Source organism: Rhodococcus sp. WB9, from assembly GCF_007558985.1.
Lineage (GTDB): Bacteria > Actinomycetota > Actinomycetes > Mycobacteriales > Mycobacteriaceae > Rhodococcus_F > Rhodococcus_F opacus.
Window position 1 is genome coordinate 5,123,415 of the sequence record NZ_CP041769.1, and the last position, 16,136, is coordinate 5,139,550.

Here is a 16,136-nt window from a genome sequence, read left to right on the forward strand (position 1 = left end):
GATGTTCGGGTACGTAGCACTGTGAAGGACCGAGGTCTGTTTCACATCGGGAGAAAGGTGTTCACGGTTGGACATGCAGCAACTGTGGGACTTCGTCTCCGCCCGCAAGCAGCAACTGATCACCGACTCGTTCCTGCACGTCAGCGCAGTCGTGCAGTCGGTGGTGATCGCCACGATCGTCGCGGTGGCGATCGGTATCCTCGTGTACCGCAGTCCGGCGGGCTCCTCGATCGCCACCGCACTCGCGAGCACGATCCTCACCATCCCGTCGTTCGCTCTGCTCGGCCTGCTGATCCCGATCCTCGGCCTCGGTGTCGCCCCCACCGTCACCGCTCTCGTGCTGTACGCGCTGCTGCCGATCATCCGGAACACCATCCTCGGACTCGCCTCCGTCGACCCCGCGGTCACCGACGCCGCCCGGGGCGTGGGAATGAGCCGCACGACGGTGCTGAGCAGGATCGAACTCCCGCTCGCCTGGCCGTCGATCCTGACGGGCATGCGGGTGAGCACGCAGATGCTGATGGGCATCCTCGCGATCGCCGCCTACGCCAAGGGTCCCGGGCTCGGCAACCTCATCTTCTCGGGACTGTCCCGTGTCGGCAGCCCGACCGCGATACCGCAGGCCCTCACGGGGACCGTTCTCATCGTGATCCTCGCCCTCGTACTCGACGGACTCCTCGCCGTCATCGGCCGACTCACCACCTCCAGGGGGATCCGTGACTGACCTCGATACACCGCCGACCAACGGAAGCACCGTCTCCGGAGTGGACATCGTCCTCGAAGACGTCGTCAAGAGCTACCCGGGCCAGGAAAAGGCGGCCGTCGACAACGTGTCGATGCGCATCCCCGCCGGCGAGATCGTGGTTCTCGTCGGCCCGTCCGGCTGCGGCAAGACCACCACCATGCGCATGATCAACCGGCTCATCGAACCGACGTCAGGGAAGATCACGATCGGCGGCAAGGACGCCCTGTCCATCGACCCGGACAAGTTGCGGCGCGGCATCGGCTACTCGATCCAGCAGGCCGGACTGTTCCCGCATCTCACGATCGCCAAGAACGTCGGCACGGTCCCCGGTCTGATCGGCTGGGACAAGAAGAAGATCGCCGACCGCACCGACGAGATGCTCGACCTCGTCGGACTCGAACCCGACCTCTACCGCGAGCGCTACCCCCGGCAATTGTCGGGCGGTCAGCAGCAGCGGGTCGGGGTGGCGCGGGCACTGGCCGCCGATCCCCCGGTACTGCTCATGGACGAGCCGTTCGGCGCGGTCGACCCGATCACGCGCGGACTGCTGCAGGACGAGTTGATGCGACTGCAGTCCGATCTCGGCAAGACGATCGTCTTCGTGACGCACGATTTCAACGAGGCGGTCAAGCTGGGTGATCGGATCGCGGTCCTGGGCAACCAGTCGCACATCATGCAGTACGACACTCCGGATGCGATCCTCGCCCATCCCGCCAACGACATGGTGGCCGGGTTCATCGGCGCGGACGCGTCGCTGAAGCAGCTGACGCTCACCCGGGTGGCGGAGGTCGAACTCCTCGACTGCCCCACCGCGTACGAGGACGGCTCGGTGGACGATCTGCGGGCGGCGATCGCACCCCGCAAGATCAAGTGGGGCGTCCTCCTGGACGCGCGGGACCGACCGACCCACTGGGTGTCGTTGCGGCATCTGGCCAACGCCACCTCGCTGCGCGGCATCGGCGACCCGATCGAAGAGGTGGTGTCCACCCAGTCGACGCTGCAGGACGCCCTCGAAGCGCTCCTGGCGGAGAGCAGTGCGTCGACGATCGTCACCGGCCGGCGGGGCGAGTACCGCGGCCTGATCACCATCGACACACTGGTGACGCACCTGTCCGCGATGCGTGAGGAACACGCGCACGACGACGAGGACAGCGAGCCGCAGCAGAACGGGGCGAGCGAGGGCGGGACACCGTCATGACGGCTGCCGTCGCCACGAAGCCCACCGCACCGGCCGCCCGGCGGTCGGAGCGGGCCCGCTTGCTGGTCCAGCCGATCATCGTCGTGATCCTGGTGGCGGGTGTGCTCGCCTGGGCCTTCAACCGCGAACTCACCGCCACGCAGAAGGGCAGTCTCAACGCCGCCAACATCGCGACCCTGACGTGGCAGCACGTGCTGATCACAGTCGCGGTGGTCGCGATCGTCGTCGTCATCGCGGTTCCGCTGGGGATCCTGTTGACGCGGCCCGGGTTCACCAAGCTGGCACCGATCTTCCTCGGAATCGCCAACATCGGACAGGCCGCGCCGGCCATCGGACTGCTGGTGCTGCTCTTCCTCGCGACAGGGACCACCGGATTCTGGATCGGGGTGCTCCCCATCGCGTTCTACTCTCTCCTGCCCGTTCTCCGGAACACGATCCTGGGTCTGCAGGAGGTCGATCCCGCCGTCATCGACGCCGGGCGCGGACAGGGCATGACCGCCGGTCTCGTCCTGCGGAAGGTCGAGTTCCCGCTCGCCGTCCCGTACATCCTCGCGGGACTGCGCACGTCGCTCGTACTCGCCGTGGGCACCGCGACACTCAGTTTCCTCGTCAGCGCAGGCGGTCTGGGAATCCTCATCGACACCGGATACAAGTTGCGCGACAACGTGACTCTGGTGGTCGGAGCCGTGCTGGCGGTCGCGCTCGCGCTGCTCGTCGACTGGTGCGGCGCCCTGGCCGAGGAGTTCCTCGGCCCGAAGGGGCTGCGCTGATGAACCACCTCCGGAGGGCGATCGCCGCGACGGCGGTGACACTGTGCGGTGTCCTCGCAGTGTCCTGCGGCCTCGAATCCGGTGGCGCCCTGCCGCTGTCGGTGGAACCGGGCAGCATCCAGCCCGTCCCCGAACTCGAGGACGTCAAGATCACCGTCGGTTCCAAGGACTTCACCGAGCAGGTCACCCTCGGGTACATCATCGAGTTCGCGCTCAGTGCCGCCGGCGCGGAGGTGCGCGACCTCACCAACATCCAGGGGTCCAACAGCACCCGGGACGCCCAGCTGGACGGGCAGATCGACGTCACCTACGAGTACACCGGGACCGGGTGGATCAACTACCTCGGCAACGAGATTCCGATTCCCGACCCGACCGCGCAGTTCGAGGCGGTCCGCGACGAGGACCTCGAACGCAACGGCATGGTGTGGGTGGATCCGGCCCCGATGAACAACACGTACGCACTCGCGATGAGCAGGCAGACCGCCGAGGAAACCGGGATCACCACCCTGTCGGAGTACGCGGATCTGGTCAACCGCGACCCCGCCGCGGCGACGACCTGCGTCGAAACCGAATTCAACGTCCGGCAGGACGGGTTCCCGGGTATGGCCGCCAAGTACGGCTTCGACCCCGCCCGCGCGAACCGCCAGATCCTGCAGACCGGCATCATCTATCAGGCCACCGCGGACGGGACGCAGTGCAAGTTCGGCGAGGTGTTCACGACGGACGGCCGCATCATCGCGCTCGATCTGGTGTTGCTGGAGGACGACCGCCAGTTCTTCCCGAAGTACAACCCGGCGATCACCATGCGCAAGGATTTCGCCGAGGCACATCCGCAGGTGGCGGAGGTGATGGCCCCGATCTCCGCGGCGCTGACCAACGAGGAGATCACCGAACTGAACCGGCGGGTCGACGTCGAGGGCGAGGAACCGGCGGACGTGGCCCGGGACTGGCTGGTGGAGAAGGGATTCGTCACGCTCCCGTGACGCTCAGCTGCCGAGGGCGATCTTCGCGATCAGGCCTCGATGATCCGAACCCGTCAGGACGACCGATTCCACGGACTCCGCCTGCGCTCCGCTCGTGACGATGTGATCGATCGCGATCATCGGCGGGAACGGCTGCCGGTCGGCGGGATACGTGTTCTGGATTCCCGCACCCACCTGGTCCGCGGCATCGCGGTAGCGTCCGGTCACGAGGTCGCGGTACTTCACGTGGTCGCGGGTGGAGTTGAAGTCGCCGCTGACGATCACCGGGCCCGAGTCGGCGGGGACGGCGTCGAGAATGGTCTTGATGCGGTCCATCTCGCGCGACCACAGCGACGGATCCGACGGCCACGGCGGGACCGGGTGGAACGCGTACAGTGCCGTGCTCGCACCGTCCGGGAGTTCCACCCGGGCCGACAGCGCGGACAGGACGAATTCCGAGTGGTGGACCTTGTCGGTCAGCGGGTACCGGCTCCAGATCCCGGTTCCCTCGCCGCCACTGCCGGGCATGAGGAACGAGAACGGCAGCGTCGATTCGATTCCCGCGGCCACCAACCGGTCGACGGCCTCCGGTGTCAGTTCGTTGGTGGTGAGCACGTCGACGTCGTGGTCCCGGATCTGCCGGACGAGAGAGTCGGCGTCCGCGTTGCCGAGCCAGATGTTGGCCTGCATCACCGTCAGTTCCGGCCCGGACGCCGTCACCGAACTGTTCGCCACGTACAGCGGGCCCTGCGACAGGGTGGCCACCGCGGCCACGGCCAGCGCGACCCCGAAACCGATCCAGTGCCGGGTGATTCCCAGCAACAGCACCCCGGCCGCGGCGGCCGCCATCAGGTACGGCGCCGCGGACGCCAGCACGAGCAGACGCTGGTTCTGGACGTCGAGGAATCTCAGCACGACGCCGAACACGCCGACGAGCACCGCGAGCCACCCGAGCGCCGTCAGCGCCCGCACCCCCCAGGTGGCGATCACTCCCCGAAAACTCTCTCCACCACAGCCTTGGCCCGCCGGGTCACCCGCAGGTAGTTGTCGAGGAACTCGCCCGCGTCGCCGCCACCCCAGCCGGCGATCTGCGCGACCGCGGACAGCACCCGGCCCGAGCCGGGCAGCTGATCGGTGGCCTTGCCGCGAACGAGCACGAGGCAGTTGCGCGCCTTCGTCGCCGTGATCCACGCGTCACGCAGCAGATCGACGTCGGACTCGCTGAGCAACTCGGCCGCGCCGATCGCGTCGAGTGTCTCGAGAGTCGACGTGTTGTGCAGCGACTCGATCTCGTGGGCGTGCCGGAGCTGGATCAGCTGCACGGTCCATTCGATGTCGGCGAGACCGCCGCGCCCGAGCTTGGTGTGCGTCGCGGGGTCGGCGCCGCGCGGCAGTCGCTCGGAGTCGACGCGCGCCTTGATGCGCCGGATCTCACGGACCGCCTGCTCCGACACCCCGCCCTCCGGGTAGCGGGTCTTGTCGATCATGTGCAGGAAGCGCAGTCCCAGATCGGCGTCGCCCGCGACGTGATGCGCGCGCAGCAGTGCCTGGATCTCCCAGGCCTGCGCCCACTGCGCGTAATAGGCCTCGTAGGACGCCAGCGTGCGCACCATCGGGCCGCTGCGTCCCTCCGGGCGCAGGCCCGTGTCGACCTCCAGCGGCGGATCGGTGCTGGGCGCGCCGAGCAGAGCCCGCACCTTGTCGCCGATGCTGTTGGCCCACTTGACGGCGACCGTCTCGTCGATCCCCTCGCGTGGCTCGCACACGAACAGCACGTCCGCATCGGAACCGTAGCCGAGCTCACCGCCACCGAGCCGGCCCATGCCGATCACCGTGAAGGTCGCGGGAGCGGGCGTGCCGAGTTCCTTCTCGCTCGCCTTGGTCACGGCCGCCAGGGCGGCATTGAGCACGGCCGCCCACACGGACGACAGCGCCTTGCAGACGCCTGGCACGTCGAGCATGCCGAGGATGTCCGCGGAGGCGATACGGGCCAGCTCGTAACGGCGCAGGGAGCGCGCCGCCGCGATCGCGCGGGCCGGGTCGTCGTGGCGTGCCGACGCCGTCAGGATGCCGCGCGCGACGTCCTCCGGCTTCGACTCCAGCAGCCGCGGTCCGGCCGGCGAATCCGCGAACAGGCGCACCACGTCCGGCGCCTTGATCAGCAGGTCGGGAACGTAGGCCGAGGATCCGAGTACCGTCATCAGCCGCTCGGCGACCGAGGCCTCGTCACGCAGCAGCCGGAGGAACCAGGTCTGATCGGTCATCGCGTCCGACAGCCGCCGGTACGCGAGCAGACCCGCATCGGGATCCGGTGTGTCGGCGAGCGATTCGAGCAGCGTCGGCAGCAGCAGCGCCTGGATGCGGCCCTTGCGGGACGCGCCGCTGGTGAGTGCGGTGAGGTGCCCGAGCGCGTTCTCCGGGGCGGTGTAGCCCAGCGCCGCCAGCTGGCGGATGGCCGCGTCCGGGCTCAGCCGCAGAGCCTCCTTGTCGATGCGCGCCACCGATTCGAGCAGCGGCCGGTAGAACAGCTTGGCGTGCAGCCGTCGCACGCGGTGCGAGTTGCGCTTGATCTCCGCATTGAGAACGCCGAGTGCGTCCTTGCTGCCGTCGGGCCGCATGTGCGCCGCGCGAGCCAGCCAGCGCAGCGCTTCCTCGTCGTCGGCGGGCGGGAGGGTGTGCGTGCGCCGCAGCTTCTGCAACTGCAGCCGGTGCTCGAGCAACCGCAGGAACTCGTAGGACGCAGCGAGATTCGCAGCGTCGTCGCGGCCCACGTAGCCGCGGGCGGCGAGGGCGGTCAGCGCGTCGATGGTGCTCTGGACGTGCAGCGCCTCGTCCGCGCGCCCGTGCACGAGTTGCAGGAGCTGGACGGCGAACTCGACGTCGCGCAGACTGCCGCGGCCCAGTTTCAGTTCGCGTTCGCGGAGTTCCGGCGGAACCATCTCCTCCACCCGGCGGCGCATCGCCTGCACCTCGGGAACGAAGTCCTCGCGCTCCGACGCGGTCCACACCATCGGGCTGAGGGCGTCGACATACTGCTGTCCGAGCGCGACGTCGCCGATCATCGGGCGGGCCTTGAGCAGCGCCTGGAATTCCCAGGTCTTGGCCCAGCGCTTGTAGTACGCGACATGCGAATCGAGGGTGCGGACGAGTTCGCCGCGCTTGCCCTCCGGCCGCAGCGCGGCGTCCACGTCGAAGAAGGCCGAGGACCCGATGCGCATCATCTCGCCCGCGATCCGGCTGGCGATCGCGTCGGCGGGTTCGGCGACGAAGACCACGTCCACGTCGCTGACGTAATTGAGTTCGCGGGCACCGCACTTGCCCATGGCGATGACGGCCAGCCGCACGGGGCACGGCGCGTCGGGGCACACGGCTGCGACGGCCACCGCGAGGGCGGCGTTCAGCGCGGCGTCCGCCAGATCGGACAGCTGATGCCCGACAGTCTGGTACGGAAGTACCGGTTCGTTCTCGACAGTCGCTGCGAGGTCGACGGCGGCGAGCAACATCAGCTCGTCGCGGTACGCCTTGCGCAGCGCCGCGATGGCATCGGGTCCGGTCACCTTCGCCCGGTACAGTTTTGCGTCCGGGTGGGCGCCGTCCTCGGGTTCGGCCCCGACCGCGGCCATCATCGTGGCGGTCGCCTCGTCCTTCGACGGGAGGCGGACGTCGCCGGCGAGGATCTTCCAGGACGCGGGATCCGCGACCAGGTGGTCGCCGAACGCGCTGGACGCGCCGAACAGCCCGAACAACCGGCCACGCAGGCCCTTGTCGGTGCGGAGCGCCGCATCGAGCTCGGCCCAGCCCTCGCCGAGCCCGTCCTTCAGGCGCACCAGGGTGCGGAGGGCGAGGTCGGCGTTCGCGGCCCTCGACAACGACCAGAGCAGTTCGATGCTGTCTTCACCGACCCAGCCCAGATCGCGGAGTTCGGACGGAGCGGTCGGCTCGACGAGACCCAGACGACCCGGACCGGGAACGGCAGAACGCGCTGCCGGAGGCTTCACCATGCTCTTGCTCACAACCCCAGATACGTCTTGAGTTCGAACGGCGTCACGTGGCTCCGGTACTCCTCCCACTCGCGACGCTTGTTGCGCAGGAAGAAGTCGAACACGTGCTCGCCGAGTGCTTCGGCCACCAACTCCGACTTCTCCATCTCGCGCAACGCGCCGTCGAGGTTGCCGGGCAGCTCCCGGTAACCCATGGCGCGGCGCTCGGCCGACGTCAACGCCCACACGTCGTCCTCGGCCTCCGGCGGAAGTTCGTAGCCCTTCTCGATTCCGCGCAGACCGGCGGCGAGGAGCACCGCGAACGTCAGGTACGGGTTGCAGGCCGAATCTGGGCTCCGGATCTCGACGCGACGCGAGGACGCCTTGTTCGGCGTGTACATCGGGACGCGGACCAGCGCCGACCGGTTGGACGGGCCCCAGGACGCCGCCGTGGGGGCCTCGCCACCGTGGATCAGACGCTTGTAGGAGTTCACCCACTGGTTGGTGACGGCGCTGATCTCGTTGGCGTGCTCGAGGATGCCGGCGATGAACGCCTTACCGGTCTCCGACAGCTGCATCGGATCGTCCGGGTTGTGGAAGGCGTTGGTGTCGCCCTCGAACAGGCTCATGTGGGTGTGCATCGCCGAGCCGGCCTGATCGCTGAACGGCTTCGGCATGAACGTGGCGCGCACGCCCTCGGCGATCGCGACCTCCTTGACGACGTAGCGGAACGTCATCACGTTGTCGGCCATCGACAGGGCGTCCGCGTACCGCAGGTCGATCTCCTGCTGGCCGGGAGCCGCTTCGTGGTGGCTGAACTCGACGGAGATGCCCATCGACTCGAGTGCGTCGATCGCGTGCCGGCGGAAGTTGGGAGCGGAGTCGTGGACGGCCTGGTCGAAGTAGCCGCCGGAGTCGGCGGGCTTCGGCGGCGTGCCGTCGATCGGCCCGTTCTCCAGCAGGAAGAACTCGATCTCGGGGTGCACGTAGCAGCTGAAGCCCAGATCGCTCGCCTTGTTCAGCTGACGGCGCAGCACGTGCCGCGAATCCGCCCAGGAGGGGGAACCGTCGGGCATGGCGATGTCGCAGAACATGCGGGCGGAGTGCTGATGCCCCTTGCTCGAACTCCACGGCAGCACCTGGAACGTGGAGGCGTCCGGCTTCGCGACCGTGTCCGCCTCGGACACCCGGGAGAAGCCCTCGATCGCGGATCCGTCGAAGCCGATGCCCTCCTCGAAGGCACCTTCCAGTTCCGCGGGGGCGATCGCCACCGATTTCAGGTATCCGAGAACGTCCGTGAACCACAATCGGACGAACCGAATGTCGCGCTCTTCGAGGGTGCGAAGCACGAATTCCTTTTGGCGATCCATGTCCGCGAGAGTAAGCAAAGTTCGTTAAATCTGTGTTACTTCGTTGATTCGACTATGCCGGATTCCGCATCGTTCCAGCGTGCGGGCCCCTCGGACGATCCCGTCACAGGCGTGGGTCAGCACATCAGGTCTGCGGGCGGCGCCGCGAGGTCGACGAGATATTCCGAGACGGCGTCGTCGACGCACGCCTCGCCGTCGAGAACGACGGTGTGCTGAGTGCCCCGGTACGTGACGAGCGAGCCGTTCATCTGCTTCGCCAGATCCACGCCCGCCTGGTACGGCGTCGCCGGGTCCTCGGTCGTCGAGACGACGACGACAGGCGGGATCCCGGGCGCCGACACGGTGTGCGGCGAGCCCGTGTTCGGCGCGGGCCAGAACGCGCAGACGTCCAGCGGCGCGCTGCCGGTGCCGCGACCGTCGTCGAGGAACGGCGCCGCCTGGCGGTACCGCACGTCCGCCTCCCCGACGGCCGCGCGGTCGGTGACGGGCGGATCGTCCATGCAGCGGATGGAATTGAAGGCGTCGTTGAGGTTGGAGTACGTGCCGTCGTCGGCGCGCCCCTCGTACAGATCGGCCAGCATCAGCAGCGAATCGCCCGTCCCCGTCTGCAGGCTCTCCAGGCCTCCGCGGAGCGGGCCCCACAGATTCGGCGAGTACAGGGCCTGCTGGACGCCGGTGATCGCATCGGTGTAGCTGAGTCCGCGCGGGTCGGTGGTCGCGGCCGGCTTGCCGATCAGCGGGTCGACGAGCGCCCGGAACCTCGCGTTCGCCTGCGCCGGGTCGGTGCCGAGCGGGCAGTCCGGTTGCTGCATGCATTCCGCGGCGAACGCGTCGAACGCGGACTGGAATCCGGCCGCCTGCAGGATCACTTCCTCCGTCGGGTCCTGCTCGGGATCGAGGGCACCGTCGAGGACCATCGCGCGCACGTTGCCCGGGAACGTCTCCGCGTACGTCGAGCCGAGCCGGGTGCCGTACGAGTAGCCGAGGTAGTTGAGCTTCTCGTCACCGAGCACCGCCCGGATGACGTCCATGTCGCGCACCACGTCGTACGTTCCGACGTGTGCGAGGACGTCGATGCCGGTCCGCTCCGCACACTTGTCCGCGTACTCACGGTTCTCGGCCTCCGTCTGCGCGATTCCGGCGGGACTCATGTCGACGTCGTCGTCCTTGCGCCGCGCGTCCACCTCCGCCGGGGTCAGGCAGGTCACCTGCGGCGAGGACGCGCCGACGCCGCGCGGATCGAAACCGATGACGTCGAACCGCTCCGCGATGTCGGTGCCGTCGGCCACGGACGCCAGCCCGATACCCGACGCCCCCGGGCCACCGGGGTTCACGAGCAGCGATCCGACCTTGTCGCCGGTCGCCTTCGACCGGGAGACGGCGATCTGCGCGGTCGCACCCCCGGGGTTCGCGTAGTCGTTCGGCACGGTCACCTTCGCGCAGTCGAGAGTGTCGCCGAGCGGAGACCCGTCCGTGCTGTAGCCCTCGCACGACCCCCACTGCACCTGCTGCGTGTAGAACTCCTCGAGCCCGGCGGGGATCGGTCCGGCCGGAGCCGCCGCGGCCGCCGACGGTTCGGCGACGGCCTCACCGGTGTCCCGTCCGCCTCCCGCACAGCCTGCGACGACAAGGACGACGGCGATGCACCCCGCGAACGCGGCCGGTACCCGAGCACTCTTCGACATAGGACGATCGTGCCAGGGGTTCTGCGCCGGCAGGCCTTCCCGCAGGTCAGAGGACAGACGGCGGGTGTGACCTATCGCACCCGCGCGAGCCCTTCGCTCCCCCGCGGGCCGGTGGCAGACTGTAGGCGTCATCACCCGCACCCGGGGACCCGTCAAGGGCCTCGAGGCCAGAAAGGGACAACGATGTCCGATAGCAAGTCGTCCGCGAGCACGTCAGAAGATCGGCTCTACGGATCAGCACCATCGCACGACGTTCCCAAGCGCAAGACCCGAACCCACCACCTGCAGGCCATGAAGGCCGAGGGTGAACGCTGGGCGATGCTCACCGCCTACGACTACTCCAGCGCCCGCATCTTCGAGGAAGCCGGGATTCCCGTTCTCCTCGTCGGCGACTCGGCTGCCAACGTCGTCTACGGATACGAGACCACCGTCCCGGTCACGATCGACGAACTCCTCCCCCTCGTTCGCGGCGTCGTCCGCGGTGCGCCGCACGCTCTCGTGGTGGCGGACCTCCCGTTCGGCAGCTACGAGAGCTCCCCGGAGCAGGCCCTCGCGTCCGCGACCCGGTTCATGAAGGAAGGGCTGGCCCACGCGGTCAAGCTCGAGGGCGGCGAGCGTGTCGCGCCGCAGATCGCCGCGATCACCGCGGCAGGCATCCCCGTCATGGCCCACGTCGGGTTCACCCCGCAGAGCGTGAACTCGCTCGGCGGTTTCCGCGTACAGGGCCGCGGCGACGCCGCCGAGCAGTTGGTCGCCGACGCGATCGCCGTGCAGGAGGCCGGCGCGTTCTCCGTCGTCATGGAGATGGTGCCCGCCGAGATCGCAGGCCAGGTCACCCGCAAGCTCACCATCCCCACCGTGGGCATCGGAGCGGGCGTCGAGTGTGACGCCCAGGTCCTCGTGTGGCAGGACATGGCCGGCTACACCAGCGGCAAGACGGCGAAGTTCGTCAAGCGCTTCGGTAACGTCGGTGACGAGTTGCGTAACGCAGCCGCCGCATACGCGACCGAGGTACGCGCCGGAACGTTCCCGGCGGAAGAGCACAGCTTCTAGGTCGTCCTCGACTCACCGGGCCGGCACACACTCGAGGGGGATGTTCATGGGACAGCGACGCGTGCAGGGCACCGGACGTCGTCACCGCCCGGCCGTGATGGCGGCCGCGGCGGTGGCGGCCGCGGCGGTCGTCACGGGGTGTGCCGGACCGGGCCCCGCACCCGGCACCACCGCACCTCCGGCCCCGGCCACCACCGCGGTTCCCGGCCCCGGCCTGGTGCCGGGTGGCGTCACCGAGGCGCAGGCCGCCCAGCTGTGCACCGACCTCGAAGGTCAGTTGCAGAGTTGGCGCACCTACACCCCGACCATCGGCAAGACCGGGTTGAACGGTCTGGTCGGCACGTGGATCGCGAAGAACAACCTCAACGCGCTCGACTTCCTGCAGGACCGGGGCCGGATCGACGTCATCACGACGGCGGCCTGCCCCGGCATCCGGCAGGAAGCGGTGACCGCTCTGGTGATCCCCGATCTGGCGTCCGGCCTGATCGGGTTCTGAGGCCGACGTGACCCAGCTGCGCACCCTGTACCCGCCGCTCGAGCCGTACCAGTTCGGGCATCTCGACGTCGGCGACGGTCAGCAGATGTACTGGGAGCAGAGCGGGAACCCCGACGGGAAGCCGGTCGTGTTTCTCCACGGCGGTCCCGGCGGCGGCACCGATCCCGCGCAACGACAGTTCTTCGACCCGCAGGTGTACCGGATCGTGCTGCTCGACCAGCGTGGATGCGGCCGTTCCACACCCCACGTCGCCGACGGGGCCGATCTGTCGGTCAACACCACCGACCGTCTCCTCGGCGATGTGGAGTTGCTGCGCAGCCATCTCGGTATCGACCGGTGGCAGGTCTTCGGCGGGTCGTGGGGCTCCACGCTGGCTCTCGCCTACGCCCAGAAGCATCCCGGCCGGGTCACCGAGCTGGTGTTGCGCGGCATCTTCCTGCTGCGCCGCAGCGAGATCGACTGGTACTACAACGGCGGTGCCGGACATCTGTTCCCCGAACTGTGGGAGGAGTTCCTGGCGCCGGTGCCGGAGTCGGGGCGGGGTGGCGACCTCGTCGAGGCCTACCACCGGCTCCTGCAGTCCGACGATCCCGACGTCGCGACGCGGGCCGCGGTCGCGTGGTCCACGTGGGAGGGCGCGACGAGTTCGCTGCTCCCCAAACCGGAACGGGTGGTGGAGACGTCCCAGCCGAGGTTCGCGCTGGCCTTCGCCCGCATCGAGAACCACTACTTCCACAACCGCGGGTTCCTGGACGAGGGCCAGCTTCTCCGGGACGCCGCCGCGCTGGACGGCATTCCGGGCGTGATCGTGCAGGGACGCTACGACGTGGTGTGCCCGGCGACCAGTGCGTGGGCGCTGCACCGGGCCTGGCCGGGTTCGCGGCTCGAGATCGTCGACGACGCGGGACACTCGGCGATGGAGCCGGGCATTGTGCATCACCTCGTCGAGGCAACGGACCGGTTCCGCGACTGACGCGCTAAGCGGGGTAACCGAACTCGACGGTCCGCTTCGCGACGTCGGCGGAGACGAGCCTGATCTTCACCTGTTCGCCCTCGGCGGGGTCGCCCACGCATTTCGCCATCACGGACACGGACGGGACGAACACGTCCGCGGTGCGCTTGCCGTTCCGTGACCGCAGCACGGTCGCGTCGAACGTCTCCCCCACCCGGTCGGCGAGCACGGTCGCTTCGGTGAGGTCGATGCAGGCACGGTCGATCTTGCTCGCGAGGGAATCCGAGCCGACCATGATCTCGGGCATCGAACCCAGGGCGTCCCGCGCCCAGGACGGCACCGGCGTTCCGGCGGTGACGGCGAGGCACACCTCCGTCGAGTACCGATCCGAGAGCCGGCGCAGCGGCGCGGTCACGTGGGCGTACGGGGCGCCGATGGCGGCGTGCGTGGTCAATTCGGGCAGGGCGCCGTCGAACGCCGCGTAGTCGGCGCCCCGCAGCAGCGACGGCGCCTCGGTCATCAGCACCAGCGTCGACGCCGAATTCGGGTCGAGCCGCGCCAGGAGTTCACCGACGCCGACGCTCTCCGGCCAGTCGATCCCCAATGCCGACGCCGTGCGTCGCAGCGCCTCGACCGCGTCCGGTCCGGCGGGCGGCAGGGTGCGGAGCAGCCCGACCTTCGCGTCGAGCATCATGTCCGCGGCGCACATTCCGGTGAGGAGCGAGACCTCGGCGTTCCAGTCGTCGGCCTCGGTGCGGGGCGCGAGGTCGACCCGCCAGCCGTCGCCGTCCGGCACCACTTCCTGCTCGGGGAGCCGGAGTTCGATCGCTCCGCGCGCCACCGCCGCCGCCGTGCGGAGCCGGCCGAACTCCGGCAGCGACGCGATGGACGGATGCAGTCTCCCCGCCTCCGAATCGGCCTGCACCCCGGCGTAGTCCAGCCGTGCCACGGAACGCACCGTCGCACGGGACACCGTGCAGGACAAGGGTGTGGCCGATTCGTCGAGTTCGATCCGCCACACCACCGCCGGGCGGTCCTCGTCGGGGAGAAGACTCGCGGATCCCTCGGAGAGTTCCTTCGGGTGCAGCGGCACCTTGCCGTCGGGGAGGTAGAACGTCTGCCCGCGTTTGCGGGTTTCCACGTCGAGCACCCCACCGGGCTCCACGACGGCGCCGACGTCCGCGATCGCGTAGTGCAGGACGAATCCGACCTGTGTCCGCTCCAGATGCAGCGCCTGATCGAGATCCAGGGAATCGGGCGGATCGATGGTGACGAACGCCAGATCGGTGCGGTCCTCCCGCTCGGACGCGTACCGGTCGGACGCCGCCCGCGCCTGCGCGACCGCCGCGGGCGGATACCCCTCCGGCAGGTGGAATTCGGTGCGCACGGTGCCGAAATCGATTCCGCGCGCGACGAAACGACTCATCGGCACCTCACGCACACCCTCTCGACAACGCTAGTTGTTCCACTCCTCGTCTGCCCGGTCCGCCGCCTTGTTCCGCTCCGCGGCGATCTGCAGCGCCTTCTCGGCGGACGCGCGATCGGGGTACGGGCCCATCCGCGACATCGACGATGCCGCCTTCCCCTGCGTGACCGTGCCGTCCTCGACGTTGTAGTACCAGAGATGATCTTCGTCAGTCATGCCCTCAGTGTGGCACCGGTGGGACGTGTGGGGTTGTGGATCACGCTCATACTGTTACCCTCGGAGTCCTGTCCGGTGATACGGTCCCCGGCGCCGGTCAGTGCGGTGCCGATGGCTCGCCTCCCGGCGCAGTGCCCCAACAGAGAATGGAGCGAGCATGTCAACGATCATTTTTGATCAGCTACTTCCCTACCTCGGTGCCGAAGGCGCCACCTACTGGGCCCAACTGCTGATGGTCGATCCCGTCTGACGGCTGTCGATCAGTCGATACGTCGAAGCCCCCGCCGGACCTGTCCGGCGGGGGCTTCGACGTGAGCGGGCACGTCCGCGACACATTCGTGACGATTCTCCGAACGCTTCGCCCTGCCCTGGGGACAGGACGTCTCTAGGCTGACCTGATGGCAGTGAATCCAGCGATCGAGGGTCGTGTCTATCCGCCGACCGAGCCCTACCTCGTCGGCCGCGAGAAGATCAGGGAATTCGCCCGCGCCGTCTTCGCCACCAACCCGACGTCCTTCGACGTCGGCAGTGCCCGCGCCGCCGGTCACGCCGATCTCGTCGCCCCGCCCACGTTTCCCGTCATCGTGCAGGAACGCGCACTGGCGCAGCTCGTCGCCGATCCGACGTCGGGAATCGAGCCGGTCAATCTGGTGCACAGCACCGAACACGCCACGTCCATCCGCCCGGTCGTCGCGGGCGACGAACTCTCCGCGGTGCTCACAGTCACGAACGTGACGTCACGCGGTCCGCATACACTGCTCGTCGCCGACATCGAGATCCTCGACGCCGCAGGCGATCACGTGAGCACCATGACGTCGACGCTGTTCGTCAGGGGGGAGGAATGACGTCGCCGCAGCGAATCATGCTCGGCGACACCGTCGCCAAGGCCCGATATCACGTGACCCGGGAATCCCTGGTCCGCTATGCCGGGGCGTCCGGTGATTTCAACTCCATTCACTACCGGGACGACGTCGCGAACGCCGTGGGCCTGCCCGGTGTGCTGGCGCACGGAATGCTGACGCTGGGACTGGCGACGCAGTGCGTCGTCGACTGGCTCGGCGACCCGGCACGGGTCACCGGATACCGCGCCCGCTTCACCAAGCCGGTGATCGTCGCCCCGGACGACGGCGCGGTCGTCGAGGTCGTCGCGAAGGCCGCACAGGTCGACGAGGCCGCAGGCACTGCGAGGATCGACCTGACGGTGACGTTCGACGGACACACCGTGCTCGGCAAGTCACAAGTCTGGATTTCACTGCGCTGAGCGCGCCCGACACACTGGGCCG

General features: G+C 68.6%; 15 protein-coding genes. 9 read left to right on the top strand and 6 right to left on the bottom strand.

Annotated elements, in window-relative coordinates:
* Positions 1–73 precede the first annotated feature (73 nt).
* From FND50_RS23780 to FND50_RS23795, 4 genes are read left to right on the top strand one after another with little or no spacing between them, the layout of a single operon-like run.
* Positions 74–724 (top strand): ABC transporter permease, encoded by a 651-nt coding sequence (locus tag FND50_RS23780; RefSeq protein ID WP_144289145.1) that lies wholly within the window; start codon positions 74–76, stop codon positions 722–724.
* Positions 717–1,943 (top strand): ABC transporter ATP-binding protein, encoded by a 1,227-nt coding sequence (locus FND50_RS23785; protein WP_144287315.1) that lies wholly within the window; start codon positions 717–719, stop codon positions 1,941–1,943. Before FND50_RS23780 ends, FND50_RS23785 begins: the two co-directional genes overlap by 8 nt.
* Positions 1,940–2,713: an ABC transporter permease gene (locus tag FND50_RS23790; protein WP_005247766.1), complete on the top strand. Its 774-nt coding sequence runs from the start codon at positions 1,940–1,942 to the stop codon at positions 2,711–2,713. The genes FND50_RS23785 and FND50_RS23790 overlap by 4 nt, the downstream gene beginning before the upstream one ends.
* A complete protein-coding gene (locus FND50_RS23795; RefSeq protein ID WP_144287316.1) occupies positions 2,713–3,696 on the top strand; it encodes a glycine betaine ABC transporter substrate-binding protein in 984 nt (327 codons plus the stop codon). Before FND50_RS23790 ends, FND50_RS23795 begins: the two co-directional genes overlap by 1 nt.
* A gap of 3 nt (positions 3,697–3,699) precedes the next feature.
* On the opposite strand, the gene FND50_RS23800 is transcribed toward FND50_RS23795, so the two are convergent.
* From FND50_RS23800 to FND50_RS23815, 4 genes are all read right to left on the bottom strand, one after another.
* The gene (locus FND50_RS23800) at positions 3,700–4,665 is read right to left on the bottom strand and encodes an endonuclease/exonuclease/phosphatase family protein (protein ID WP_144287317.1); all 966 of its coding nucleotides are present in this window, start codon (positions 4,663–4,665) and stop codon (positions 3,700–3,702) included.
* Positions 4,662–7,676 (bottom strand): bifunctional [glutamine synthetase] adenylyltransferase/[glutamine synthetase]-adenylyl-L-tyrosine phosphorylase, encoded by a 3,015-nt coding sequence (locus FND50_RS23805; protein ID WP_007299546.1) that lies wholly within the window; start codon positions 7,674–7,676, stop codon positions 4,662–4,664. Before FND50_RS23805 ends, FND50_RS23800 begins: the two co-directional genes overlap by 4 nt.
* Before the next feature lie 8 nt (positions 7,677–7,684).
* Entirely contained in the window at positions 7,685–9,025 is a 1,341-nt protein-coding gene (glnA, locus tag FND50_RS23810; protein WP_005247775.1) for a type I glutamate--ammonia ligase, read from the bottom strand.
* Between the two features lie 116 nt (positions 9,026–9,141).
* Positions 9,142–10,710: an alpha/beta hydrolase gene (locus FND50_RS23815; protein WP_144287318.1), complete on the bottom strand. Its 1,569-nt coding sequence runs from the start codon at positions 10,708–10,710 to the stop codon at positions 9,142–9,144.
* Between the two features lie 183 nt (positions 10,711–10,893).
* Between FND50_RS23815 and panB the strand changes: the two genes are divergently transcribed.
* The 3 genes from panB to pip are packed head-to-tail and all read left to right on the top strand — an operon-like array spanning position 10,894 to position 13,232.
* Positions 10,894–11,763, top strand: coding sequence for a 3-methyl-2-oxobutanoate hydroxymethyltransferase (gene panB / locus FND50_RS23820; RefSeq protein ID WP_005247779.1), 870 nt, complete (start codon positions 10,894–10,896; stop codon positions 11,761–11,763).
* Positions 11,764–11,803: 40 nt separating this feature from the next.
* Positions 11,804–12,259 (top strand): hypothetical protein, encoded by a 456-nt coding sequence (locus FND50_RS23825; protein ID WP_144287319.1) that lies wholly within the window; start codon positions 11,804–11,806, stop codon positions 12,257–12,259.
* Positions 12,260–12,266: 7 nt separating this feature from the next.
* Positions 12,267–13,232 carry a prolyl aminopeptidase gene (pip, locus tag FND50_RS23830; protein WP_144287320.1) on the top strand — a complete coding sequence of 322 codons (966 nt, stop codon included), beginning with the start codon at positions 12,267–12,269 and terminating at the stop codon, positions 13,230–13,232.
* 4 nt (positions 13,233–13,236) lie between these two features.
* On the opposite strand, the gene FND50_RS23835 is transcribed toward pip, so the two are convergent.
* Both FND50_RS23835 and FND50_RS23840 read right to left on the bottom strand, forming a co-directional pair.
* Positions 13,237–14,637 (bottom strand): RNB domain-containing ribonuclease, encoded by a 1,401-nt coding sequence (locus tag FND50_RS23835; RefSeq protein WP_037203218.1) that lies wholly within the window; start codon positions 14,635–14,637, stop codon positions 13,237–13,239.
* A 30-nt stretch (positions 14,638–14,667) separates the two neighbouring features.
* Positions 14,668–14,853, bottom strand: coding sequence for a hypothetical protein (locus tag FND50_RS23840; RefSeq protein WP_005254262.1), 186 nt, complete (start codon positions 14,851–14,853; stop codon positions 14,668–14,670).
* 398 nt (positions 14,854–15,251) lie between these two features.
* Between FND50_RS23840 and FND50_RS23845 the strand changes: the two genes are divergently transcribed.
* Both FND50_RS23845 and FND50_RS23850 read left to right on the top strand, forming a co-directional pair.
* The gene (locus tag FND50_RS23845) at positions 15,252–15,698 is read left to right on the top strand and encodes a MaoC family dehydratase N-terminal domain-containing protein (RefSeq protein WP_005254263.1); all 447 of its coding nucleotides are present in this window, start codon (positions 15,252–15,254) and stop codon (positions 15,696–15,698) included.
* Positions 15,695–16,114: a MaoC/PaaZ C-terminal domain-containing protein gene (locus FND50_RS23850; RefSeq protein ID WP_005567677.1), complete on the top strand. Its 420-nt coding sequence runs from the start codon at positions 15,695–15,697 to the stop codon at positions 16,112–16,114. Before FND50_RS23845 ends, FND50_RS23850 begins: the two co-directional genes overlap by 4 nt.
* Positions 16,115–16,136 lie beyond the last annotated feature (22 nt).

Excerpts from the sequence above, each read along its gene's own strand:
- FND50_RS23780 (WP_144289145.1), top strand. The coding sequence starts at position 74 with ATGCAGCAACTGTGGGACTTCGTCTCCGCCCGCAAGCAGCAACTGATC.
- FND50_RS23790 (WP_005247766.1), top strand. The coding sequence starts at position 1,940 with ATGACGGCTGCCGTCGCCACGAAGCCCACCGCACCGGCCGCCCGGCGG.
- FND50_RS23795 (WP_144287316.1), top strand. The coding sequence starts at position 2,713 with ATGAACCACCTCCGGAGGGCGATCGCCGCGACGGCGGTGACACTGTGC.
- FND50_RS23805 (WP_007299546.1), bottom strand. The coding sequence starts at position 7,676 with ATGGTGAAGCCTCCGGCAGCGCGTTCTGCCGTTCCCGGTCCGGGTCGT.
- glnA (WP_005247775.1), bottom strand. The coding sequence starts at position 9,025 with ATGGATCGCCAAAAGGAATTCGTGCTTCGCACCCTCGAAGAGCGCGAC.
- FND50_RS23815 (WP_144287318.1), bottom strand. The coding sequence starts at position 10,710 with ATGTCGAAGAGTGCTCGGGTACCGGCCGCGTTCGCGGGGTGCATCGCC.
- panB (WP_005247779.1), top strand. The coding sequence starts at position 10,894 with ATGTCCGATAGCAAGTCGTCCGCGAGCACGTCAGAAGATCGGCTCTAC.
- FND50_RS23825 (WP_144287319.1), top strand. The coding sequence starts at position 11,804 with ATGTTCATGGGACAGCGACGCGTGCAGGGCACCGGACGTCGTCACCGC.
- FND50_RS23835 (WP_037203218.1), bottom strand. The coding sequence starts at position 14,637 with ATGAGTCGTTTCGTCGCGCGCGGAATCGATTTCGGCACCGTGCGCACC.
- FND50_RS23840 (WP_005254262.1), bottom strand. The coding sequence starts at position 14,853 with ATGACTGACGAAGATCATCTCTGGTACTACAACGTCGAGGACGGCACG.
- FND50_RS23845 (WP_005254263.1), top strand. The coding sequence starts at position 15,252 with ATGGCAGTGAATCCAGCGATCGAGGGTCGTGTCTATCCGCCGACCGAG.
- FND50_RS23850 (WP_005567677.1), top strand. The coding sequence starts at position 15,695 with ATGACGTCGCCGCAGCGAATCATGCTCGGCGACACCGTCGCCAAGGCC.